The following is a 24,347-nucleotide window of genomic DNA, read 5'->3' as shown; positions in this document are numbered from 1 at the left end:
AGCGGCCTGACGCCGCGGCGCCCCTATCCCGCGGGGTCGCCACCATGTCAGAACATCATCCAGCAGCGTGGGACACCGGCGTCGGGCCGTGGTGTCCCGCGGGCTCGGGGCAGGGGACAAGGGCGCGTCCCGAGCGCCCGCGCGGCGAGGTGGGGCTGGAGCGGCCGCGGCCGGCGCCAAGGCGGGCCCTGTACCTCCTTCCCAACCTGATCACGCTGTCCTCGGTCTTCTGCGGCTTCGACGCGATACGGCTCTCGGCCTCTGCGCGGTCCGGCGACGACTTCCAGCGCGCCGCGCTCCTCCTCCTCTTCGCGATGCTCGCCGACACGCTCGATGGCCGCGTCGCGCGGATGACCCGGACCGAGAGCGCGTTCGGGGTCCAGCTCGACTCGCTGGCCGATCTCGTCTCCTTCGGCGTGGCCCCGGCGCTTCTCGTGTACCAGTGGGCGCTCCACCGCCTCGGCCTGGCCGGTGTGCTCGGCGGGTTCGTGTTCGCCGCGTGCGGCGCGATCCGGCTCGCCCGCTTCAACGTCCTCTCCATGGGCGAGGCAGGCAGGCCGCCTTCGCCCGCGAGGTACATCGTGGGCCTCCCTGTCACGGGCGCGGCGGGGATCCTGATCGCGATCGTCATGACCCACGACGGCGCGGACGGGCAGCGCGGCGGCGCCGGCGTCGCGCCGGCGGTCCTCGCGACGACGCTGCTCCTCTCGTTGCTGATGGTGTCGACCCTCCGGTTCCGCTCGTTCAAGGACCTCCGGCTCGACCCCCGCACGCTGCTGGCCATCGCGCTCGGGCTCGGATCGAGCGCGCTCCTCTCCGTCCGCTGGGGGCCCGCGCTCGTCCTCGCCTGGGGGCTCGGCGTCTATGTCCTGCTCGGCGTCGTCGAGTCGCTCTGGCAGCTTCCGGCGCTACGGCGCGGCGCTCCGGCTGCGCTCGACGCGCGCGCCCTGGGAGGCAAGGAGCGGCTGTAGCGCGGCCCGCCGATCACGGCCTCCCGGACTGCCAGTATCCGTTCCCCTGCTGCTTCCACCACTTCACCTCGGCGGTCTGCGGGTAGGGGGCCCCCGGCCACGCGCGATACGTGTAGATGCCGTCATCCAGGAGACAGATCGGGTCCAGGCGCTCGTGCCTCAAGCAGACCTTCCCGGGCCCTCTGTCGTACTCGAGATAGTAATCCACCTGTTCGGGGTCCTGTAGCCCATCATTCCAGATATTTTTCGTTCGTGCCTCCCATCTGCCCATTGACACATAGGTGAACGTTTGATGGGTGGTCCCGTTGACCCCTCCGGCCCTGGTGACGGGCCCGGAGTGCGCATAGATCATCATCTGCGCATAGGCGGCCGTCGACGTGAGCGACACGACGGCCAGGGTAGCGAGACCGCGGCGTAGCCTGCTCATGGATCACCCCTCCTGCCATTGAGAGAAACGGTGCTTGTCTCGGACGATCGTCTGTTCGCCAGGTCCCCCTCCGACCTTGACGCGGTTCACCATCTAAAGCTCTGGCGCTGACCGTCAACCCTGTGTACCGGCCTCTGGCGTGGCCCTTGCGCGGGCGCGAGCAGGCTCGTGCTGGAGCGCCGAATAGGTTGAAAGTCGTCTGAACTCAATGGGTTGTGGAGCCCAGCGAGCCGCCGGGGAGCAAACTCCAACGGCAAGGGAATGCGGGAAAGAGAAAAACCGCAAGGACGCAAGGGGCGCAAGGGATGAGAGAGGAGATAATTCCTGTCTTCCACTGGCGCCTTGCGATTTTCTTCTCTTCTGTTGATTTCCCCGAGACTCTACTGTGAACGGTGTTCTAGAGGCGCACTTGGCGCTTCAGCGCTCGGCCTCGACCTTGATGGGTTGTGTCCGAGCGGCGCCTCAGAACGCCGAGCCGTTCGCGCGACGGCCCGGAGAGGTGCTCGCGCCAAGGGTGCTGTGAAGGGCGAAGGGCGCTCCCGGGGAGGCGTCGGGGCTGCGGTTCATCGAGACGCCGTCCTGCGCCGCAAGCCCGCTCGCGTAGGTGACGGTGTCCACGGTCGCGCTCGAGGCGTTTCGCAGTGTGACCGTGTCCCCGCTGTTGCCGAGGTTCAACGACCCCGTGGACGCCGCGACGGCCCCGCTGCCGCTCGGCACGGCGGAGGCGCCGCCATACACCACGATGGCCGTCGAGGGAGCGAGCGACGCGCCGGTCGGGAAGGTGTGCCGCGTCGATGTGCCGTCAGAGAGCGTCCACCCGGCGAGGGCCGCCGCCGCCGTGCCGACATTGACGATCTCCACGAACTCGCCGGCCGTGTTGCTGCCCGGCTCGTTCGCGAGGACTTCGTTGATGATCACGGCGGCGGTGCCCCCGCCCCCGCCGCCGGTCCCGCCGCTGCCGCCGGTCCCGCCGCTGCCGCCGGCCCCGCCGCTGCCGCCGGCTCCGCCGCTGCCGCCGGCCCCGCCGCCGCCGTCGGGGACCAGGAAGTCGCGCACGACGCCCATGTGCTGCATGTTCGAGGCGCCGCTGTCCGACGAGAGCGCGGGGCTGATCTCGGAGAGCGGCGAGTAGACGCGCGTGTCCGCCACAAGGCCGTTCGCGAAGCTGCTCCCGCCGATCACGACGGCCGTCTCGTACGCCTCCAGGTCGCCGTCGACGAGCACCCAGTCGTAAGGCTTCGTCCTGCCGGCGTTGGTGTTCGCGTTCCCGTTCCCGTCGGCGGGATAGGGCCCGGCCGTGACGACGACGTCCGAGAGGCTCGAGACGCACGCCTCGGTCCGGCTCCCCGTGTTGAAGTCGCCGCCGATCACCAGGTAATCGCCCTGGGCCACGTTCGCCTCGATGAACGAGACGAGGTCCTGCGCCTCCGTGTTGCGCGCCGCCGCGCTGGACGTCAGGAGGTGGACGCTGATCGCGAACACGTGGCCGGGGCCAGGGATATCGATGCGCGCCCACGCGAAGTCCCGGTTGCTCACCGACGTGTCGTCCCACTCGCCGGACGCCACGATCGGCCACCGGCTCACGATCCCGTTCGGGATCTGCGCCCCGCTCTCGCGGTAGTAGCTGAACCCGGCGCCGAACGTCGCGTCCACGAAGGCGCGGATCTCGGAGGTGGTGTTGCCGCCGTAGTTGAACTCTTGCAGCAGGGCGATATCTGGCTTGATTCCCTGGAGGATGCGCTTGCCGTGCCCGGGATCGTAGCTCTGGTTGTTGCCGCTCGTGATGTTGGCGGCCATGAGCCGGACGCGCGTCGACAGCGCATCGCTGTGCTCGCCGAGGAGCTCCGCCTCCGCGCCCTCGTCCACGTCGAGCGGCAGATCGGCCACACACGCGGACATGGCGAGCGCCGAGGCGAGCAGAGGCAGCCGAACCCATAAGCATCGCTTCAAGAGGGAAGACGTCGATCGCATATCGCTGCACCAGACCTTTCTGGGGATCGTCTCCTGAGCATCCCCTCGAATTTTCTGGGAAAATTCAACAGGGAGGCAGGGAGACGGGGAGTGAAATACCACCGAACTCCCCGTCTCCCCGTCTCCCTGTTGAATTCTTCTCCAAAAATGCGAGCAAAACGAGGGGTTTGTCAGGAACATCTCATTACAGCACGGAACGAGGGCGCGGCGGTGTCGCGTTCGTCCCTGTTCCATGCAGTGATGATGCCGTTCCGGTTGCGGACGGACGACACCCGACGTCGGGCGCGCTGGTCGGCTCAGCGGCTCAGCGGCTCAGCGGCTCAGCGGCTCAGCGGCTCGCCATCGCGAACGCGATCCCGCTCTGGAGGGAGCTCTTCACCGCGCAGCGGCCCATGTCCGCGCCGCGCTCGGCGAGGCGGTGGGCGACCTCGGGGCGGATCCCCGTGAGGACCACCTGCGCGCCGAGGAGGCGCGCGACCCGCACCGCCTCGAGCAGCGCCTCCATCGCCGGCGGATCGATCTCGTCCACGCCGGTCAGGTCGATGATGGCGATCCGCGTGCGGCGGTCCGCGATGCCGCGCGACAGCGCCTCGATCATGCGGCGCGCCCGCCCGGCCTCGAGCGGGCCGATGAGCGGCACGACCACCACGTCGTCGCGGATGGGGATGAGCGGCATGGACAGCTTCGCCAGCGCGGCGTCCTGGGCCTTGATCACCTCCTCCTGCAGCCGCGCGCGCTCCTCCTCGGCGCGCTTGCGCTCCGTCAGATCGATGCCGGTCATGATGATGAACCGGACCCTCTCGTCCCTGCCGCGCAGGACGGCGCCCGACCACGCCGTCACCCGGCGGGCGCCGTTTGCGGCCGTCCACGGGACCTCCACCTGCCTCTTCGACCCGCCCGCGCCGAGCTGCTCGAAGAGGCCTTTGAGCTGCGCCGACGCGTGTGGATCGGGCGTGAGGTCCCAGAGGAACCGGGCCTCCCGGAGCCCCCGCGCGCTCCCCAGCGCCTGCTCGGCGGCGCTGTTCGTGCGGACGATGCGGCCGCGCGCGTCGAGCACCACGATGAGGCCGTCGACGAGGTCCATGACGGCCGCCATGAAATCCCGCTCCCTGCTCAGCATCTCCTGCTCGTGCTTGCGCTCGAAGATGCGGCCGAGCTGCCGCGCGATGCGGTCGATGGTCGCCGTGAACTTCCCGTCGTCCGCGTGCTCGGCGTCGGAGAAGAACTCCAGCACGGCCACGACGTCCGCGCCGACCACCACGGGGAACGCGAACCCCGCCTTCACGCCCAGGTTCCTCGCGAGCCTGGCGCGCGGGAAATTGGCGTCCGCCGTGACGTTGCGCACCCACGCCGGCTGCTTCGAGGCGAACACCCTCCCCGGCAGCCCGACCCCCGCGGTGAACTGTGTCGCCTCGGTGACAGCCTTGAAGGTCGCGAACTTTGCTTCATCGTTCAGGTGCCAGAGCGCCGTGGGAAGGAGCAGAGACGGATCGTCCGCGGCCGGCACGTACGCATGCCCAACCGGCCAGCCGAGGTGATTGCAGATGTGCGTGATGGTGCGATGCAGCGCCTCTTCGACGCTCGCTGCCTCGTGGACGTCGACGGTGACCACCCGGAGCAGGTCCACGAGCGACCGCTCATCCGTCAGGAGATTGTCGAGCCTCAATCGAGCTCGCGCCGCCAGTTCATCCGAGCGTTTGAGGGGGCAAGTCATGCATGAAGCCGTAACATGCGCCATGTATCAAATCCGTTTCGACGCTGCGTCGTCGGCGGTCCGCTTGTTTCGCTCGTTTGCCATTGACCGGCGCGGCGCGCGCGGTCCCCGGCGAGCGCCGCCGCGTCGCGGTGACCTCGCCGGGCGGGCGGCGGGCGCGACGGAGATCCTGGGAGATCGCGGCGCTCGTCATCCGAGTCGTCGCTGGACGGTGGTGCGCTCTTCCCCTTAAGGTGTCGACCGCCGCCGCGGCGAGGCGGCGCGCGGGGCCGTGAAGCAAGCGACGGCCTCCGCGTCCTCTCCGGCTTCTGCTCCAGTTTTTGACGGCTTTTGACGGCTTCTGACGGATAAGGATGATGATGCTCTCGAACTGTCTTCGCCGGTGTGCGTTCGTTGTGACGTTGCTGGCCGCCGTGCCGGCGCTCGGGGCGCCTCCGCCGGACGGCGCCTCGGCCGAGGCGCAGCAGGCCGCCCGGACCAAGGCGCACGAGGGGCTCAAGCTGTACGGCGCGGACCGCTGGCAGGAGGCGTTCGACGTCTTCCAGGAGGCGGATCGCCTCTTTCACGCGCCGACGCTCGTGCTCTACATGGCGCGGTGCCAGCGCAAGCTCGGCCGCCTGGAGGCCGCGCGCGACCTGTACGAGCAGGTCCTCGGCGAGCCGCTCCCGGAGGATCCGCCGACGGCGTTCCTCGAGGCGCGGAAGGACGCCGAGACCGAGCTCGCGGGCGTGCGCGCCGCGATGGAGGCGGCCGCCGTGAAGGCGCCGCCCCGCGCCGAGCCCGCGGCCCCGGCCGGGGCGGAGGGCGGCGGCTCGCTGGTCCCCGCCGGCGTCGCGTTCGGGATCGGGGCGGTGGGCATCGGCGTCGGCGCCGTGACCGGCCTCATGTCGCTGTCGCAGGTCTCGGACATCAAGGCGCGCTGCGAGGGCCAGCGCTGCCCGCCCGAGCTGCAAGGCGACGCGGACGCAGCGGCCACGCTGGGCCATGTGTCCACCGTGGGCTTCATCGTGGGCGCGGCGGCGGCCGCGACGGGCGTCGTGCTGCTCGTGGTCCGGTCCGGCGGCGGCAGCGAGGCTGCGGGCGCGCCTGCGGCTGCGGGCGCGCCGCGGCGAGCGCCGCGCGGCGTGGCCTGGAGCGCCGGGGTGGGCCTCGGGCGGATCGAGCTCCAGGGGAAGTTCTGATGCGAGCGATGGCGCCAGGCGCGAGGAGGGCGTGGATCGTGGGAGCGCTCGCGGCCTTGGCGCTCTCCGGCGGCGCGTGCACGAGCATCTCCGGGGTCGGCGATCTCGAGTTCGGCGTCGGCCAAGGCGGGGGAGGCACAGGCGGCGGCGTCGGCCAGGGCGGGGCAGGCGGGAGCGGCGCAGGCGGCGGCACAGGCGGCACAGGCGGGAGCGGCGCAGGCCAGGGAGGCGCTGGCGCCGGCGAGGGGGGCGCTGGCGAGGGCGGCACAGGCGCGGGAGGCGGCGGGGGCGCTGGCGAGGGCGGCGCCGGCGGGGGTCAGCCGCCGGGCCCTCCGACGGCGGCGGAGCTGCTCGCGCTCACGGCGTCGTGCCGCCCGGCCTCGTCGGGACCCTTCAGGAACGCGTTTGACGGTAACGCGGAGCCCGGCATCCCTGTCTGCGGGCTGAACGGGGCGTACTTCTGGCAAGCCGGGATGGGGATCGACTGCGACGGGCTGTCCCATGAGTCCTCCGAGTGCCCCTCGTCGACGGCTCACACGGCGCTGTCCGACTCGCAGGGAAACGCGCTCGACTCGGTCCATCTCCCGTTCATCGTCGCCCCCAACAGCTGGCCCGGCGAATGCGACGCGCTCGCGTGGAACCACAAAGACGCCGGTGTCGAGCTGGGGGCCGTGGTGGCGGTCATCCGCGGCGATACGGTCGCCTATGGCATCCTTGGTGATACCGGGGAGTGCGATACGATCGGGATGGGATCGTACGCGATGGCGCAGGCCGTAGGCATCGAGCGGCCGGGCGTCGGGGTGGCGAGCGGTATTACCTACATCGTCTTCGCGGGGCCGCGGGCGGTCGTGGATCCTGTCGAGGACCACGCGAAGGCCGAGGAGCTGGGGATCCAGCTCGCGGCCCAGCTCCTCGCGGCTCCCTGAGCTGGCAGCGCTCAAAGCCCGTCCCTCCCCCACCATCGCTCACCAACGTGAACGTGGACGTGGACGTGGACGTGGACGTGAACGTGAACGTGAACGTGAACGTGAACGTGAACGTGAACGTGGACGTGGACGTGGACGTGGACGTGGACGTGGACGTGGACGTGGACGTGGTCGTCGACGACACGATCGTGGACGTAAACGTTCTGCCGAACCCTTGGTCAACGAATGAAAGCGGCGACTTCCGGGTGACGTTCACGTTCACGACCGAGCCGTTGACGACCACGACCACGACCACGTTCACGTCCACGACCACGTTCACGTCCACGACCACGACGGCTTCGTGCCTTGAGCGTGACCGAACGGGCTTGGTTAACACCGATGACGGGGCCGGGAGGATCGCCTCCGGGAGCGAGAGGATCGCCGCGGGGCGGAGCAGGGCCGCCCCGCGGCGCCTGTCATAGCGACGTCAGTCGCACGTCGCGGCCTGGCAGGCCTCCATCTCCGCGGCGCACGCCTCGCCCACGCACGTATTGCAGGCCTCGGCGTCCTGGCCGTCGCACGCCTCGATGCAGGCGCCGTTCCCTCCCGTCATCTGGCAGGCGAGCGCCGCCGAGAGCTGGGGCCCGACGTTCTCGCAGCTGTTCACGATGCAGCCGAAGACCTCGGGATCCTCCCCGTTGCTGTTGTTGAGGCACTCGAACGTCTGCGCGCACGTGGTCTTCCCGTCGCCGAACCACGTCGCCGCGACCAGGCCCTCCTCGGTCTCGCAGTTCTCGTAGGCCGGGGAGCGCGGGAAGTACGGCCCGATCAGCATGCACATCTCATCGCGGGTGGTCAGGCCCTGCGCGATGGTGCGATCCTCGACGTTGTTGAAATCGCAGCGGTAGTCCAGGGACTCTCCCGCCTTGACCTCGAGGAACGGCGAGAACTCCTTTGACGGCACCCCCTCCCACCGGTCGTGGGCATAGAGCTCCGTCATCGTGCCGTCGAGAGCGACCTTGTTCGCGACATAGCCGACGCCGCGCCGGTGCATGTGCGACTGGATCCTCACGACCGAGATATCGTTCTCGGTGACACAACGCATCCGCGCCGCGGAGCTTCCGTGCGCCGGCACGCTGATGAAGGGGTTGTAATGGAAGAGCATGCCCGCCTCCACCTTCACCTCGTCATCCGCGATCGTGTAGAGGTTGATGCGCGCGTCGGTCTCGATCGGCTTGGACGACGAGTTCAGATAATGGGTGTTCATGAGGAGCACCGTGCCCGGCGGGACCTTGAGCGCCACGCCCTCCGGGAGATCGCCGAGGAAGGAGTTGCCGTCGGGCGACTGGGAGCCGGCGACCACGCCATCGACCTCCCACTCGGCCTGGGGGCCGTCGTTGCAGTCGTGGACCTGGGTCGCGTCCAGGGCGACGCCGCGGCGCGTCTCGGTCGGGATCGACGTGTAGGGCGTCGTGTACAGGAGCACGTGGTGGCTCCCGCCGGAGAACCGCACAAGCTCCCGGTTGACATTGAGCCCCTCCGGCGGCGCGACGAAGAGCTGGCAGCGCTCGATCTCCTGCGCCGGATCGAGCGTGGAGACCATCCGATACTGCACGCCGGCGCCCTCGGCCGGCGGCGCCAGCAGCTCGTCCTCGGAGGGTTGAGGGTTGGTGTCCGAGGAAGAACAGCCGAAGAGGGCGACTGCACCGAGGAGAGCGATGAGTGAGGTCGTTGTTCGCATGCGTTGATCCCTGCCGTGTGTTGGTATCGCATCTCGCGCGCGCCGGTCGTGTCGCGCGCACATGGCTCCCGGGGGCTCGCAGAGGGGCGCGCACCCAAGAAAATCGATCGACGCCGGCATGTCCGCGCCGGCATGTCCGCGGCCGACCTCACCCCATCGAGGGCGGAGTCGGACGCATCATGAAGTCATCTCCAGGTTCGAAGGCGGCCGCGCCCGCTCGGCCGGTCCCGCGAGCCCCATCTCGGAGAGCGGTCGAGCAGCGTGTCGATGGCGAGCCGCACCTCGATGCGAGCCAGCGTCGCCCCGATGCAATAGTGATTGCCGCCGCCGAAAGCAATGTCCTTGTCGGCGCCCCGCTGCAGATCAAACGCGGACGCGCGGGGTAGAGGATCGTACCGCTCACCATGTCGACACGTACGCTCAGCGCCGCGTAGAACTCCCCACTGTCCTCGCTGTCACCCGCCGCGGCGAGGGGCGCATGGGGCGACTTGGCGGTTCCCTCACGCCGGCAGGAAGGGGGAATCCCCCCACCACGCACACGTGAGTCTGCCGCGAGAGCGAGGACAGGCTGTGCTCGTGCAGCTGCTCGCAGCTCGCTGTTCAAGGCGAGCTGCGGGTCGTTCGCTGTGAGCTCCCACGCTGAACGATCGGTCGTCAGGCGGCCATGGCGCAGCAAGGATACGACGTCCTCAGCGCCGGAGGACGAGCCACGCGCCCCGCATCCGTCCGCGTGCCATCGCACATCGAACGCCTCGGCCGACAGTGCGTACATCCTTTCGCTTCGTTGTGAGTTGTGGCCAGGGCGCGCTCGACCGCCGTTGAGTCCGGCGTCGAGCATCGCTGGATGCCATGCGGACCAGCGCCTGTCGAGCATCGATCCCGGCCGCGATGGGTCACCCGGAGCGGCATTGGCGTGCTGTTTTGTGCCTGTTTTCGCGCTGGTGCCGGTCAGATCATGTGTTGAGTGAAGAACTGTAAAGACGCTTTGATAAGCGTGATGTCGCGAGCGCGGCGCAAGGGAGGGGGCGCGCCAGTGCGCTCGCTCTTCCGGCTTCCGGCGCGGCGAGGGCGAGGCGATCCGGACGCCCACCGCCGCTCGGTCGCCTGCGCCGCTCGGGTCGCTGCGAGCGCACCTCGGCCGCGCGCTCTGGTAGCCTGGGCCGGTGCAGCCTCGCGCCACCGCCTGCCGCCTCCCTTCTGCGATCGTCCTCGGGGCGGCCGTCGCCCTCCTCGCCCCGGCCTCGGCGCAGGCCGCAGACCCGGCCCCCGCCGTCGCGATCGACCTCGGGGGGGTGCAGCTCGATCTCGTGCTGGTGAAGGCGGGGCACTTCCGCCAGGGCTCGCCGCCCGCGGAGGCCGGGCGCGGTGATGACGAGGCGGTCCGGGACGTGACCCTCGGCCGCGACTTCTACCTGGGGAAGTTTCCGGTCACGGTCGGGCAGTTCGCGCGCTTCGCCACGGAGACCGGCTACCGCACGGAGGCCGAGGTCGGCGCCTCCGGCGGGTTCGGGTTCGACGGCAAGGGCCTCTCGCAGCGCAAGGAGTTCACCTGGAAGACTCCCGGCTTCCCGCAGACCGACCTGCACCCGGTGACGCTGGTGACCTTCAAGGATGCGGGCGAGTTCACCCGCTGGCTGACGCAGAAGACCGGCCGCGCCTTTGACCTGCCGACCGAGGCGCAATGGGAGTACGCCGACCGCGCAGGGACCCAGACGCGGTTCTATGCGGGGGAGAACGACAGCGCCGCGGCCGTCATCGGGTGGTTCAAGGGCAACGCGGGGAGCGGGACGAGGCCTGTCGGGCAGAAGCAGCCGAACGCCTTCGGCCTGCACGACATGAGCGGCAATGTCTACGAATGGTGTCGCGACTGGTACGGGCCTTATGCGTCTGGCCCGGCGGTCGACCCGGAGCAGACGGCGCCCCCGGCCGGCGACAAGCCCCGGCGCGTGCTGCGCGGCGGGTCGTGGCTCAAGGACGCGAAGCACCTGCGCGCCGCGGCGCGGTATCGCAACGACCCCGGCAGCCGCAACGCGGATAACGGCTTCCGCGTGGTCGCCGCGCTCTCGGCGAGCGCCCCTGCCGCGGCGCCTGGGCCGACCCCGCCGCCGGCGGCGACCGCGCAGGCGCCGCGCTCGAGCTCCTGGTCGACCGCGGCGACGGTGGGGTTCGTCGGCGGCGGCCTCGTCCTGGCCAGCGCCGTCATCGGCCTCATCGGCCTGCTCGTGCACCGCGCGGTCGGCCGCAGGCCCATGGCCGGGGCGCCGCCCGGCGTGACGTTCCGGCCGCAGGGCGACGGCTTCTGGCTGCACGCCCCCCCGCACCTGCACGGGTCGATGCTCCACTACCGCTGCCTCGTGAAGGGCGCGATGCGGCGCGCGTCGGTCCCGATCGAGCCGGGCCCGCGCGGGCAGTTCGTCTACACGGGCGGCGTCCCGTCCGCCGTGGAGGTGGAGCAGATCGGCGCGGCTGCGTGGGCCGCTCCGCGCGCGGCCGGGTGGGCTGCGGCGCCGTCCGCCGCGCCGCGCGCGGCCGTCGGGGGGCACCGGTCGAGGGACCGCATCTCGAGCGCGCCGGACGTGGCCGTCGCCGCGCCGTTCCGCGGCTATCCGTCGGCCTACTGAGCCGCGCCGCTCGATCGCGCATGTCTCGCATGTCCCGCAGCTCCCGCATGCGCCGCCCGCTCTGCGCCGTCTTCGCCGAAGCGCCCGCGCACCGCGCCCGCGCCGGCCGCACGCTGCGCGCGCTGCGGCTCGCCGGGCTCGCGCCTGTCGACCTCACGGCGGCGCCGCTCGCGGCCGCGGCGGAGGAGCTCGCGGCGGGGCCGGTGTGGCTCGTGCGCGGGGGCGCCTGGCCTGCGCCCTCCGCGGCGATCGAGCCGGACCCGTTCCCGCCGCCGAGCGACACCGGGCTGCCGCTCTGCGCGCTCGGCGCCGTCCTTGCGCCGATCGACCTCGCCGCGCCTTCGGCGCCCGAGGCGGACGCCGCGGCGTGGGCCGAGCTGCTGCGCGCCACGGGCGGCGAGCTGAGCCGCGCCGCGCGCGGCCGCCGCGCTCCGGGGCTGCCCCGCGTGGCGAGCGTGTACCTCGACGGGACGCTCGCCGCGGGCGTCGCGGCGCGGCTCGGCGCGGGCGAGCCGCTCGACGCCGCGCTCCAGGGCGAGCTCGGGGCGCGGCGGGCGCGCGTGGTGCGGCACGCGCCGCTCGACGTGTGCGACGACGCGGCGCTGCGGGTCGCGCAGGTGGTGACCAGCTTGCAGCAGGGGGGCGCCGAGCGGATCGCGATCGACCTCGCGAGGGAGCTGCCGCGGCGCGGCGTGCGTTCGCTCGTCTGCGCGGTGTACCGGCCGACCCGCGCCACGTTCGCCGCGCCGGCGGGGGCGCTCGACCTGTCCGAGGCGCGCGGCGATCGGGAGGCGCGCTTCGACGCGCTCGCCCGCGGGCTCGCCGCGTGGGGGGCGGATCTCGCGCACGCGCACCTGCTCGACGCCGAGGATCTCGCGCGGCTGTCCGCGCGCGGGTACCGCCCGCTCGTCACGGTGCACAACGTGGCTGCAGGCTGGCCGGCGGGGCTCGATCGTCTCCGTCCGGAGGAGGCGGCGCTGCTCGTTGCGTGTGCGCGCGCGGTCGAGGCGGAGCTCGCGGAGCGCGCGCTGCCGATCCCGGCGCGCACGGTCTGGAACGGCATCGACCTCGCGCCTGCGGAGGCAGCGCGCAGGGCCGAGGCGGCGCGCGGGGCCGAGGCGGCGGAGGCGTATCGGTCCGGGTCGGGGGAGGCGGTGCGCCAATCCGTGTCGGCGGAGGCCGCGGCGTGGCGGCGGCGCCTCGAGATCGCGCCGGACGACCTCGTCCTGCTCGCCGTGGCGAATCCGCGGCCGCAGAAGCGGCTGCACCTGCTGCCTGGAATCCTCGCGGCCACGCGGGCCGCGCTGGCGGCGGCCGGCGATCCGCGGGCGGCTCGGCTCGTCATCGCCGGGAGCGCCTCGCCCGGCAGCGAGCAGGCGCTGGCCGCGGAGGCGGAGATCCGGCGCGAGGTCGACCGGCTCGGCCTGCGCGCCGAGGTGCGCTTCGCGGGGGCGGTCGGCGACGTGGCCGGGCTGCTCGCGGCGGCCGACGTCCTCGTGTCGCCGAGCGCCCACGAGGGGCTGAGCCTCGCGCACCTGGAGGCGCTCGCGGCGGGCCTCCCGGTCGTCGCGACCGGCGCCGGCGGCACGGCGGAGATCGCGGCCGAGACGCCGGCGATGGTCCACCTGCCGCTCGACGCCGCGCCCGAGCGGTTCGCCGAGGCGATCGTAGCGGCGGCGCGCGCCGGTGCCGCGGGCGACGCGGGTGACGCGCCGACGAGCGGCCGGGAGGTTGTGGCGGAGGCGCGCGCTGGCGCCGGGATGCCGAGCGGCCGCGAGGTCGTGGCGCGGCACTTCAGCCTCGCGCGGATGGCCGAGGGCTATGCGCGGCTCTACCCGCGGGCGATCGCGCGGAACCGCGGCGTGCGCCGGGGCGACGGGTTGCTCCTCGTCACGAACAATTTCTCGATGGGCGGGGCCCAGTCGAGCGCGCGCCGGCTGCTGCTCGGCCTCGCGGCGGCCGGCGTGCGCGGCCGGGCGGCCGTGATCGAGGAGCAGCCGGAGTACCCGACGCCGGGGCGGCGCGCGCTCGCGGCCGCGGGCATCCCGGTGCTGGCGGTGCCGCCGCCGGCCGACATCGAGCCGGCCGAGGCGGTGGAGCGCCTGCTGCGCGCGATCGAGGAGGACCCGCCGGAGGCCGTGCTGATGTGGAACGTGATCGCCGAGCACAAGGTGCTCCTGGCCGACGGGCTGCTCGACGTCCCGCTCTTCGACATCAGCCCGGGCGAGATGTACTTCGCCTCGCTGCGCCGGTATTTCGCGTCGCCGCGCCGCGCGCTGCCCTACCGAGCGCCGCGCGACTATGGCGCTCGTCTTGCGGGGGTGATCGTCAAGTACGGGGCCGAGGCGGCGCTCGCCGCGGAGGTGCTCGGGGCGCCGGCGCACGTGGTGCCGAACGGCGTGGCGCTCGGCCCGCGCCCGATTGCGGCGCCGTGCGCGCCGGCGCCCGAGCCGTGCGCGTCCGGCGGCGGGCGCGCGTTGTTCGCGATCGGGACGGCGGCGCGCATCCACCCGCACAAGAAGCTCGACGAGCTCCTCGCCGCGCTGCGCCTCGCGGCGCCGCGCCTGCCGCCGCACGTGCTGCGCATCGCGGGCGGCATGGAGCGCGGCGCCGAGGCGCACGCCGAGGAGCTGCGGCGGATGGCGGCCGGGCTGTCGGTCGAGTGGGTCGGCGAGCTCGCCGACACGCGCGCGTTCCTGCGCGAGCTCGACGTGTTCGCGCTGATCGCCGAGCCCGCCGGGTGCCCGAACGCGTCGCTGGAGGCCATGGCCGAGGGGCTGCCGGTGGTGGCCACGGCGGTCGGCGGCATGGCCGAGCAGGTGGACGACGGCGTGACAGGCCGGCTGGTGCCGCCGGGCGACGCCGAGGCGCTCTCCGCGGCGCTCGTCGAGCTCGGCGCCGATCCGGCGCGGCGGGCGCGTATGGGGGCGGCAGGGTGGGAGCGCGCGCGGGAGCGGTTCTCGCTGGAGAGGATGGTCGCCGACTACGTGGGCCTGTGCCTGGGCGGGCGGGACGTGCGGGGGAGGTGAGGCGAGACGCTGGAGCACGAGGCCTGCTTCGTCCAGCACCTTCCCCGAAGACGCCAGCTCGCCTGGGACGCCATGGCAGCGCTGCTCAACCCGGCGGCGGCTCGGCTGGATACCTCACAGCTCTGATTGTCCATGTCCGCACGCACGAGGGCACGCGACCAGCGAAAGTTCTGCACCTCTCGCAGCAGGTGGCCTGTTAATTCTGCCACGCCGTCAAGTTGGAGCTGCCGCTGCTCGAGGGGTTGAACACCTCTGTTGCCATCACCTGGTAATTGTGAGTGCCAAGGCTCCACCCCTTTGACGCCCAAGCATTTACGTGATTGGAAAACGTGATGACGCTGTTGGTCCCGGTGGTCCTCTTCGACGTTCGGACGCTCCAGTACTGATAGAACGTCGCGGTGCCTATGATGGAAGGCGCGTTGACTCGCTGCGTCCTGTACAGGTCGTAGGTGCCCCCGTCCGTGGTGACCGTGCCCGCCGGCGTTCCCCCCGGCGGTCTCCAGCTGCCCCAGCTGTCAACGACGTAGTATTCCACGAGTGGGCTCGTCGTCCACCCATAGAGAGTCAGATATGCATTGCTGCTGCCCGTCGACCAGACGCCGGCGTTGTAGCCAATGTTCCTGCTCGATGACCCGGTGAGCCAGCCCTTGCCGCCAACGAAATTATAGTTGCCGCTTGCCCAGTTGACAGCGTAATTGCCGCCGCCGTTCAAATTCATGCTGACCGACCCGCTATCTTTCCAGAACGTGTACCACAGGCCGTCCGTGCCGGTTTGATTCGTGGTTATCGTGAGAGCGCTTTGAGCGGTGGCCAGATCGGTCTCGGTCATGTCCACTTCTGCGCCATCCATGACGCAGTTGGTCAGTAGGAGCCCAAGGGCGGAGCACATGCCGAGCCGGGTGATGTTGTTCATGGCGATCGCCTTTCTTGGTTGGAGTTGGACGCCACAGGTAGGCGGCATGGCTGCCGTGTCTCCGAGAGCCTGGGGCCAAGAAATCCAGACGCGATCCGAAAGTAAGGCTCTTCGTAGTGGCTCCAAACCTACTACCCAATGCCCACGAACGGGACGAGGGTCGCGAGAGATTGCTCAGTGAGCCTCAATCGACGCCGCTCCCCTTGTCACTATATCGCAACACACCAAGGTGGCTCACAGAAAAATCGGAGAAACCGAAAATAAAGAAAGTCGCCGGTCGACGCGTTGTATTCTGGTTGGCCTCTTTGTCCTTCGATGTCAGAGGAGGTGAGAACGGTGGCCTGCGAAACCGGGGGCGAGCCGCAGATCACAGGATATCGAACGGCGTGATCCTCATGGGCGCGCACCGCGATCGCCTTGCGCAGCTCGTCGTCGTTCTTCTGAAATCCAACAAATGCCGTGTGAGCCGCCTGTGCGCCACGCGGGGCTGGGAAATCCAAGCGCGATCCACAAATCCAGCTCTGCGCAGTGGCCGTCCCATCGTACAGCCACGCTGCACGCGGTGGTTGATATATAAACCCTTCCATGATCCGCATCCCTCCTGGAACAGTGACGCTGTATCAATCGTTTATTCATGCATTGAAGGGGCCGCTTTCACTCCCAAGATCCCGGAGGAGCCGACGGATAGCGACGCTTCGCCCCCGCGGAACAGTCCCGTTAAAGTTTGCTGACGCGCGGAGCGAAGGGCGGGGCCGCCGCGAGCGCGCCGCGCTCATGCGCGCGCGAAGTACGTGCTGTGCTCGAGGTCGGCGAGCAGGCCCGCCTTCTAGGGCTTCCAGCCGAACCGGGGTTCGGAAGGCAGGTGCCTCCGCCCCGCCGGCGTCACTTCAGGCGCAGGTAGAACTCCGCCGCCTCGAGGCGGTTCATCGAGCCGGCCGGACCGGTGATGACGGCATGTTGACCGGCGACCAGCAGACCGGTCGTGGAGAGCGCCTTCATGCCGCCTTCGACCTGCGTCGACGTGGCCCCGGACGCGGACAGATCGACGCCGTCGAGTGAACCGCTCAGGTTGGTGTTCAGGCTATGCTCGGAGAAGGAGGGACAGGGATACGTCACGCACACGATCCCGGTGCTGTCGACACGAGAAAAGTGGCCCTTCGGCGTATTGCCCGTCGCCCCGAGCCAGATTTCGCTGGCGATGAGGACGTCAGCCGGCCGCGACCGCAGGTCGCCGAGCACAACCTGCTTCAGGCCGCCGCGGACCAGCGCCTGCCCGGCGCCGAACGCCTCTCTGGCTTTGGCCTCCGTCGAGCGGTCGAGCCCGAGCCCGGATAGATCCAGCTCGAACATATGGCATTCTTCTTGCCAAGTCCCATCGGCGCAGCGGGTCACGCTGGTGTTGACGCGGGCGACGAAATGGCCGCCGCAGATCGGCGCGACGCATTTGCGGTAGTCAGGACGGGTCGCGATGAAATAGTCCGCCACGGCGACCTCGGCCGCGGCCAGCGCGCCGACATCGTCCTCGACGTCGAGCTCGGCCTGGGCGAGGTCCTCCGCGACGCCGCCCTCGCGCGGGGCTTCGCAGGCGAGCGCTGGCGCGGCCAGCACGCCGAGCAGGGCGAGCAGCGAGAGGCGATGATGGGTGAGGTTGAACATCGGTGTTCTCCAGGAGCGGACACGGGTCAACGTGGATGCGAGCGCCTCGGCCGGTCCGCAAGCTCGGGGCGCCTTCATGGGCTTCCACGCGTCGAGGGGGCGAGCTGCCGCGAGCACGGTACGCGCCTGCCGCCCGACCACCCGCTCGCCGTGCTTCGCCCGGAGACGATCGGCTCCAGCGAATGAATATAGTGCGCTGCCAGACCTACCGAGTGAAATACTGGCCGGAGCAAGAATTCGACGAGCAACGAGGTGTCGCGAAATCGATCCGACTTTAATTCTTCGGAAATTTCACAGGGAGGCGGGGAGGGAAATTCAAAATACTCCCCGTCTCCCCGCCTCCCTGTTCAATCTCCCCGCTGGAAAGGGGCTGCAAATGAAGGGGATTCCTTGGGTGCTGAGCCGTTGCGTCATATCAACACAACGGAAAAGAGGCAGGATTGCGCGCACTTACGGATTCGTCATGACCCGGAGCGCTGAGTGGACGCCACCGGATTTGGCCAGGACAGGGGGAAGCCGGCGGATCCTTGGCGACCTGGTCGCAGGATTGTCGGTCGAAGCGAGCTGCGCGCTATCCCGGCTTCTTCGCCACGATGAACGCACATATCCTCCCACCACCAACCTCCCTCTCCTTGATCTCGACGAACCCTGCCTCGCGCATCTCGCGGAGGATCGTCTCGCGATCGTAGCTGTGGACGACCGGCGCCTTCCCGAACCAGCGCAGCACCGTGATGATCGCGCCGTACGGCACCCAGGTGCCGCCGAGGCAGGCGTTGGACGAGATGAACGAGCCGCCGGGCTTGAGGAGATCGAAGATCGCCTTGAGGATGCGCCTCCGATCGGGGACGAGGTGGAGGATGGAGTAGGCCCAGGCGCTGTCGAAGTGCTCGGGCTCGTACGGGGTAGGTCCGTCCAGCGTGCCCTGGCGAAAGGTGACGTTGGTCACGCCCTGGGCCTGCTTCTTCCGGTTGGCGATGCGGAGCATCTCGCCCGAGACGTCCATCGCGTGGATGTGGCCGGCGAACGGCGACATCTCCAGGGCGAGCGAGCCGGTGCCGCAGCCGATCTCGAGCACCGTCGAGCTCGGGCGCAGGTGCTCGCGGGTGATGGCCTTCTTGCGCTCGAAGGCGGTGACGTTCTCCACCGGCTTGGCGGCGTACTTCTCGGCGATGTCGTCCCAGAATCTGGCGTCGGCGGTCATCATGGTCGAAGAATCTACGCACGCGGCGCGCCTGCGCCCGGTGCAAGTTCGTGACGCAGGGGCGCAGTTTCGCGCCACCCCTCGGCCTCGCCGCGAAACAGCGCTGCGCGCTCTGTCAGCGCCGCGGTGATGCCCTCGCGCGCGGCCCGCAGGCGCGCGTTGTCCCGGAGGTCGCGGTGGCTGAGGAGCCAGAAATCGGCGACGTGGCGCAGGTCCGGCCTCGCGAGGCGCTGCAGCCCAGGCTCCGGATCGCCGGCGTACGTGGGTAACATCACGAAGCCGAGGCCCGCGTGTGCGGCCTCGATCATGATCGCCATCGAGTCGAACGTGCCCCAGATCGGAACCTCGGGATAGCTCGACGACGCGATGAACTCCTTGGCGACCCTGTGCACGCTGGATCCGAGCCAGCGCGCGGGGCGCGCGCCGCGCTCGGGGTCGAGCTGGGCAGCGTGCGCTGTCGCGACGTAGTTGCAGAGGGTGATGGGGGCGAGCCGCCGCCCGATCAGGTGCTCCGGCGGGGACGCGCCGGGCAAGAGCGCGCGCACCGCGACGTCGGCCTCGCGCTTCGACAGATCCAGGTTCTTGGCGTCAGCATCCAGCTCGAGCTCGATGCCGGGATGCTGCTCGCAGAGGCCGGCCAGGGCGCGGAGGAGGATCTTCGCGATGAAGGGGTCGGTGCAGGTCACGCGCACGGGCCCCTCGAGCCGCGCGTCTTGCCCGGCGACCCCGCGCTCCAGCGCGGCCATCTCCCGCTCGACGCGCTCCGCCCCCGAGACCATCTCGTTGCCCGCGTCCGTCAGCAGGTACCCGTCACGGTGCCGGTCGAACAGCTTCACGCAGAGCCGCGCCTCGAGGGCCTCGACCCGCCGCGCCACGGTCGAGTGGCTCACGCCGAGCATCGAGCCCGCCGCGCGGACGGAGCCCGTTCGAGCGAGCGCGAGAAAATGGCGCACGTCATCCCAGTCCACGACGCTGCTAGAAGCCCTGGTAGTCGACCTTCATCTGATCATAGGGAGCGATCATGCTCTCGATGATATCGCCGTTCGGCGCGAAGATGCGCTCGTGCCACTCGGTCGGCTCCCAGATGAAGGTGCCGAGCCCGCGCTTGTCCGGGATGTTGAACATCAGGTCGTTGGCCGCGCGCTTCTCCCACGAATACTCCGCCACCACGAACTTCAGGTCGGGATAGCGCTTCACGATATCATCGAAGTTCGCCTTCCACCCCGAGGGCGGCCCCTGGTACTCGGTGTAACAGGACTGGCCGAGCACATCGAACTTGACGCCCTGCCCGAGCACCCCGTCGACCCACCAGCGCGTCGCCGCGTTGTCGTTGCAGCGGTCGAGGTGCAGCATGACGGTGATCGTGTCGTCGGCGTCCTTGACGCCCTGGATCCCGGCCTTCAGGAGCGAGCCGAGCCCCTGGAACGCCTGCCCGGTGACGAAGCCGTCAGGCCACAGCAGCCCCTGCGGGGTCTCGTTGCCGATCTGGACCATGTCCGGGCGCGCGCCGGCGGCACTCAGCTGCTCGATCGCGTCCCGCGTGTAGTCGCGCATGGCGCTCGCCAGCGCGTCGCCCTCGAGATCGGTCCAGGCGACGGGCTTGTGTTGATCGTCGGGGTCGGCCCACACGTCGCTGTAGTGAAAGTCGAGCAGGAAGCCCATGTTCGCTCGCTTCACGCGCCGCGCCATCTCGATCGTGTGCTCGAGATCGCAGAAGCCCTCGCGCGAGTAGGGGTCGTCGTCGATGGCCGAATCGGCGTACACCGCGGTCGGGTCGTTGAACAGGCGCAAGCGGATCCAGTTGAACCCGTGCGCCTTCAAGATCTCGAGGATGTCCTTCTCGACGAGCTCACCGGTCCGCGGATCGATGTCGCGGAACACCTTGCCTCCGGCCTCGCGCTCCTGCACCCAGGAGATGTCCGCGCCGAGGATGAAGCCCGAGGGCGCGCCCGGCGTCCCGTCCCCTCCGCTCCCGCCCGTGCCCGCGCCGCCCGCGCCGCCCGCGCCGCCGGTGCTCGCGGAGGTTCCACCCGCGCCGCCGGTGCTCGCGGACGTTTCACCCGCGCCGGCTCCGCTTCCGGTTGTGCTGCCGCTCGCGCCGCCTGCTCCGCTCCCCGTGGACGCCTCGGCGCCCGTCGACGCGGCCTGACCGGCGCCGCCCCCGCCGGCCGCCCCAGCCCCCGAGCTCTCGCCGCACGCGGAGAGCGCCGGAAGCAGCGTCACCACACCCATCCATCCCAGCTTCTGTCGCAGCATCCTTGACCCCGGCGACGATCCTACCATCGGCCATTCGCGCGATCACCGCGCACGAAGAGGGCGCGTCCACGAATGCGGCGCTGTCAGTAGAAAGATCCGTTGTTGATAGGAATGCCGCAGCGGCTGGAGGGATGCAGCTCATGCCGCCGAGCTCACGCGACCTCAAGACAGCGCCTGCGCTCCGGGGCGCATAAATGGCGAGAGCCCGCCGCACAGCGTGTGCGCGGCGGGCCCTCGGACTGCTTACAGACGATGTGTTACTGCTGCTCCGGCCCCTTGCCCATCCAGTAGCTCTCGGGCGGGCCCAGGAGGCTCTCCTTCACGCCACCGGCGTCCACCACGATCTTCTGGACGATCACGCCCGGATGGACCATCCACACCTTCAGCGTGTGGTCACCCGCCGCGGCGATCGTGTGCTTGGTGCGCATGATGTTGGCGTTGTCCGAGGTGTGCCGCTCCCAGATCTTGTTGCCGTTGCCGTTGAGCTCGACGGCGTGGCTCGTATTGACCTTCTGGACCGGACCGTCGTCGAACGACACGGCGTACTGCAGGCCCTCCTCCCAGTTCTGGAAGTTGTTCCTGGGCGACACGTAGACATACACGTTCACCGGGCCGCTGCTCGTGAGGTGCATGTCGTACTCGAGGCGAGGCGACGCGCCGCCGGGCTCCTGCGCCTCGGCCGTCACCGGGAACGGCGTCACGCCCGACCCGGTGCGCCCGATGTCCGGGAGCAGCTTCCACTCGACGTCATCCGTGCTGACCGCGCGGCTGTAGTGATCGGCTTCCATCGAGACATAGCCGTTCGCCTCGATGAAGCGGTTCGGCTTCCACGCGACCTGCCGCGGGTCCTGGACGCGGGCCGTGACCACCACCGAGCTCCCGTCCGAGCCCGTGACCGTGATCGGGACATCGACCGGGAACGTCTGGTTCGTGGGGATCATGACCCAGTCGACCCTCACCGTCGCGCGGACCTCCTTGTCGACGACACCGTGGCTCGGATAGACGTTCAGCCACGGCGGGCACGGCGTGTTCGCGGCCCAGCCGGCGGGGCACTCGACCGGGAGAGCGGCGTCGATCGTGTACTCGAGCGGCGCGCTGCCGCGGTTGAACACCTCGATGTACTGCTCGGGCTGCGTCTGATACCGGCTGAACGCGGGCAGCACGGGGGTCGCGGTGGTCCCGTCGCCTGCCCCTTCGCCCGTCCAGAAGTTGCTCGACCCGTCGATCGCCACGCCGAGCTCCGCCTCCGCGGGGACATCGATCGAGACGAGCTCAGGCCAGATGAACTCCTGGATGTTGTTGTACTGGTACTCGGGCTGCTGCCAGGACGGGTTCCCCGGCGCGCCGTAGCCGATGTGCGGCTGCGTCTGGAAACCTTCCCACTTCCCGTTGGCGAGATCGCTATTGTAGTAGGAGGCGAGCGTCAGATCGTCCTGGAGCCGCGCCTCTGCGACGGCCGCCTGGTCGTTCGTGGACGCGCGCCCCTGCGCCGCATAGAGCTTGTTCTTGAACCCTGCCAGGCGCAGCGCGTACAGGTTCGCCGTCGCCTTCACCTGGTAGAGCACGAGCTGGAAGTAGGCGTCGTGCGCCTCCTCCGGCAGGAGCCTCTCCACGAACTCCGCCTGCGACGCCAGCGCCTCCCACTCCTCCGTGACGCTCTCGAGCTCACGGTAGTTCGTGAGGCTGAACGGGCTCGCGCTGTCGTCGTACGTGATCGCGGCCGTGTCGGGATCCGGGACGTCGGTCGTGGGCGCGCTGACCATGAGATCGTAATCGACGGTGATCTTCCGGTTGGTCAGCTCCGGCTTGCGATCCGACTGCAGCAGCGAGTAGCTGTGCAGGATGTCGGCGATGATGTCCGCGTGCTCCGAGCCGAACTGCAGCTCGGTCCACCGCCGCTCCCATTCGCCGATGCGCTCGACCGGCCAGCGGTCCGGGTTCCACGCGTAGTCGAGGAAGAACTGGAGCGGGAGCTCCTCGTTCTTGAAGTCTCCGACGTTGACGACCCAGAGCCGATCCACGCCGTAGTTGTAGGCGAGGTGGAGCTGCTCCCAGACGTTGGGCAGGAGGATCGTGTCGACCCACTTGTAGTTACGCCCGCCGCCGACGTAATCGAAGTGGTAGTAGAGGCCGAAGCCGCCGGCCCGCTGCGTGCCGAGCTCCGGCAGGCGCTTCATGTTGGACCAGTTGTCGTCGCAATAGACGACCGTGACGTCGTCCGGCACGGTGATGCCGGCGTCCCAGTAACCCTGGATCTCCTTGTACAGCGTCCAGACCTGGGGGATGGTCGTCACGTCCTGCCCCGTCACGTCGGCGAGGATCTTCCGCTGGGAGTCGACGATGTCCTCCATCAGCGGGATGCCGTCCGCCGGCGGCAGGCTGACGTCGCCGGGGCCGCGCATGCCGAGCGTGACGACGCCCTCGAACTTCTCGTTGACCATCCGCTGGATGCCCTTGGTCCAGTGCTTCTTCAGCGCCTCGGCGTTCACCGAGAAGCGCCAGTCGCCCGTGCCGCCGTACGGATCGGTCTTCGGCTTGGTGACGGTGCCAGCCGAGTCCTTCACCTCGGGGACCACGTGGCGATTCCACTCCTCGATGCCCATCATCATCGGGGCCTCGTGCGAGGTCCCCATCACGACGCCGTACCGCGTGGCCGTCGCGTGGTTCTCCGGGTCGTCCTCGGCGAACGCACGGCCCCAGACGGCCGGCCAGATGTAGTTCGCCTTCATGCGGAGCGCGACCTCGAAGATCTTCTCCCAGTAAAGGTGGTTGAGGCCTCCGGGGAAGCCCTCCGCCTTGCCCGGCCCGAACATCTTGGCCGCCCAGTTGCCCGTCGCGGGGTTCTCGTCGTTGATGAAGAAGCCGCGGTACTTCACCTTCGGCTCGCCCTGGGTGTGCTGCCCGGGGAGCACGAACAGCGCCTGCTTCTTCTGGGCCGGGACGTCGTCCCACCAGTACAGGGGCGATACGCCGATCTGCGAGGAGAGGTCGTACGCGCCGAAGATGGTGCCGCGCTGGTCGCTGCCGGCGATGACGAGCGCTCGGTCCACGCCCTCCACCGGCTGCTCGACGATCTGCGTGACGAACGTCTCCCACTTCCCCGTCAAGCCGGAGACGTCGAGCCGCTCGTCCGCCACGAGCTGATCGATGATCGGGCTCTTGCCCACCGTCCCGACCAGGACCACTTCCTTCGCCGACGCCGGGATCTCGTTGTCGACGGCCGCGGCAGTGCCGGTCACCCGCTGGATGTCCGCCGCGAGGTCGCCCACGACGCGGTTCACGCCCGCATAATCGCTCTCGCTGACGACCAGCGGAGCGACCTTGCCGCCCACGGCGAGGGGGAAGCGACCCGCTCCACCTTCGGTTGAAACGTACTTCTCCAGGGAGCCCGTCACCGGGTCGACCGGCGACACCGGCGTCTCGCCGGGCGGGCCCTGCGGCCCCGGCTCGCCGGGCGCGCCCGGCTCCCCCGGATCGCCCTTCGCTCCATCCGACCCGCAGGCGGTCAACGAAGCGAGCGACATGGGGAGCAGCAAGCAGAGTAGCGAGGATCCGATTCGACCCTTCCTGATGACCATGCGTGCGTAACTCATAACGGTGTTTCCCTCGTTGATGCGGCTGACCGGCGTCGTCGACGCGCCCGCGCTGGACACGGGCCGTGACCTCCGGCGCTGAGGCCGGGCGCTCCTATGCAATCGTCCAAATCCCTGCGGCGATCCGCGCGATCGTGATCGTGATCACGAGGCGCTGTTCCGAGCGAT

16 protein-coding genes are annotated in these 24,347 nt (G+C 69.8%); 6 read left to right on the top strand and 10 right to left on the bottom strand.

Features of this window, described 5'->3' with window-relative positions; all coding sequences use genetic code 11:
• Nucleotides 1-44 precede the first annotated feature (44 nt).
• Nucleotides 45-971, top strand: a complete 927-nt coding sequence (gene pssA, locus WME79_RS36870) for a CDP-diacylglycerol--serine O-phosphatidyltransferase (RefSeq protein WP_437524791.1) — start codon at nt 45-47, stop codon at nt 969-971.
• 13 nt (nt 972-984) lie between these two features.
• Here the strand turns inward: pssA and WME79_RS36865 are convergent, their stop codons facing one another.
• The 3 genes from WME79_RS36865 to WME79_RS36855 form a co-directional block, all read right to left on the bottom strand.
• A complete protein-coding gene (locus WME79_RS36865; RefSeq protein WP_437524788.1) occupies nt 985-1,179 on the bottom strand; it encodes a hypothetical protein in 195 nt (64 codons plus the stop codon).
• 681 nt (nt 1,180-1,860) lie between these two features.
• Nucleotides 1,861-3,297, bottom strand: coding sequence for a lamin tail domain-containing protein (locus WME79_RS36860; RefSeq protein ID WP_437524785.1), 1,437 nt, complete (start codon nt 3,295-3,297; stop codon nt 1,861-1,863).
• A gap of 400 nt (nt 3,298-3,697) precedes the next feature.
• Entirely contained in the window at nt 3,698-5,035 is a 1,338-nt protein-coding gene (locus WME79_RS36855; protein WP_437524783.1) for an STAS domain-containing protein, read from the bottom strand.
• Between the two features lie 401 nt (nt 5,036-5,436).
• Here WME79_RS36855 and WME79_RS36850 point away from each other — a divergent pair, with 401 nt between their 5' ends.
• Genes WME79_RS36850 through WME79_RS36840 form a run of 3 tightly spaced genes read left to right on the top strand, consistent with a single transcriptional unit; the run spans nt 5,437 to nt 7,651 of the window.
• Nucleotides 5,437-6,264, top strand: a complete 828-nt coding sequence (locus tag WME79_RS36850; RefSeq protein ID WP_437524780.1) for a tetratricopeptide repeat protein — start codon at nt 5,437-5,439, stop codon at nt 6,262-6,264.
• A 38-nt stretch (nt 6,265-6,302) separates the two neighbouring features.
• Nucleotides 6,303-7,190 (top strand): glycoside hydrolase family 75 protein, encoded by an 888-nt coding sequence (locus tag WME79_RS36845; RefSeq protein WP_437524777.1) that lies wholly within the window; start codon nt 6,303-6,305, stop codon nt 7,188-7,190.
• Nucleotides 7,191-7,237: 47 nt separating this feature from the next.
• The gene (locus tag WME79_RS36840) at nt 7,238-7,651 is read left to right on the top strand and encodes a hypothetical protein (protein ID WP_437524774.1); all 414 of its coding nucleotides are present in this window, start codon (nt 7,238-7,240) and stop codon (nt 7,649-7,651) included.
• 5 nt (nt 7,652-7,656) lie between these two features.
• Here the strand turns inward: WME79_RS36840 and WME79_RS36835 are convergent, their stop codons facing one another.
• Nucleotides 7,657-8,910: a hypothetical protein gene (locus WME79_RS36835; RefSeq protein WP_437524772.1), complete on the bottom strand. Its 1,254-nt coding sequence runs from the start codon at nt 8,908-8,910 to the stop codon at nt 7,657-7,659.
• A gap of 1,163 nt (nt 8,911-10,073) precedes the next feature.
• Here WME79_RS36835 and WME79_RS36830 point away from each other — a divergent pair.
• Together WME79_RS36830 and WME79_RS36825 are read left to right on the top strand one after the other, a co-directional pair.
• The gene (locus WME79_RS36830; RefSeq protein ID WP_437524769.1) at nt 10,074-11,531 is read left to right on the top strand and encodes a formylglycine-generating enzyme family protein; all 1,458 of its coding nucleotides are present in this window, start codon (nt 10,074-10,076) and stop codon (nt 11,529-11,531) included.
• Between the two features lie 29 nt (nt 11,532-11,560).
• Nucleotides 11,561-14,560 (top strand): glycosyltransferase, encoded by a 3,000-nt coding sequence (locus tag WME79_RS36825; protein WP_437524766.1) that lies wholly within the window; start codon nt 11,561-11,563, stop codon nt 14,558-14,560.
• Between the two features lie 196 nt (nt 14,561-14,756).
• Here the strand turns inward: WME79_RS36825 and WME79_RS36820 are convergent, their stop codons facing one another.
• The 6 genes from WME79_RS36820 to WME79_RS36795 all read right to left on the bottom strand — a co-directional run bounded on the left by WME79_RS36820 (nt 14,757) and on the right by WME79_RS36795 (nt 24,110).
• Complete coding sequence (locus tag WME79_RS36820; protein ID WP_437524763.1) at nt 14,757-15,473, bottom strand: glycoside hydrolase family 11 protein; 717 nt, start codon at nt 15,471-15,473, stop codon at nt 14,757-14,759.
• An 882-nt stretch (nt 15,474-16,355) separates the two neighbouring features.
• Complete coding sequence (locus WME79_RS36815; RefSeq protein WP_437524760.1) at nt 16,356-17,129, bottom strand: DUF6748 domain-containing protein; 774 nt, start codon at nt 17,127-17,129, stop codon at nt 16,356-16,358.
• A 571-nt stretch (nt 17,130-17,700) separates the two neighbouring features.
• Nucleotides 17,701-18,333, bottom strand: a complete 633-nt coding sequence (locus tag WME79_RS36810; RefSeq protein ID WP_437524757.1) for a class I SAM-dependent methyltransferase — start codon at nt 18,331-18,333, stop codon at nt 17,701-17,703.
• 11 nt (nt 18,334-18,344) lie between these two features.
• Entirely contained in the window at nt 18,345-19,298 is a 954-nt protein-coding gene (locus tag WME79_RS36805; protein ID WP_437524755.1) for a LysR family transcriptional regulator, read from the bottom strand.
• Between the two features lie 7 nt (nt 19,299-19,305).
• Nucleotides 19,306-20,553: a glycosyl hydrolase 53 family protein gene (locus WME79_RS36800; protein ID WP_437524752.1), complete on the bottom strand. Its 1,248-nt coding sequence runs from the start codon at nt 20,551-20,553 to the stop codon at nt 19,306-19,308.
• A gap of 290 nt (nt 20,554-20,843) precedes the next feature.
• Nucleotides 20,844-24,110: a glycosyl hydrolase 115 family protein gene (locus WME79_RS36795; protein ID WP_437524749.1), complete on the bottom strand. Its 3,267-nt coding sequence runs from the start codon at nt 24,108-24,110 to the stop codon at nt 20,844-20,846.
• Nucleotides 24,111-24,347 lie beyond the last annotated feature (237 nt).

Origin of the sequence: Sorangium sp. So ce726, from assembly GCF_051521405.1 — a bacterium.
GTDB lineage: Bacteria > Myxococcota_A > Polyangia > Polyangiales > Polyangiaceae > Sorangium.
Note: the sequence above shows the minus strand (reverse complement) of the source record. Positions and strands in the feature narration are given on the sequence as shown.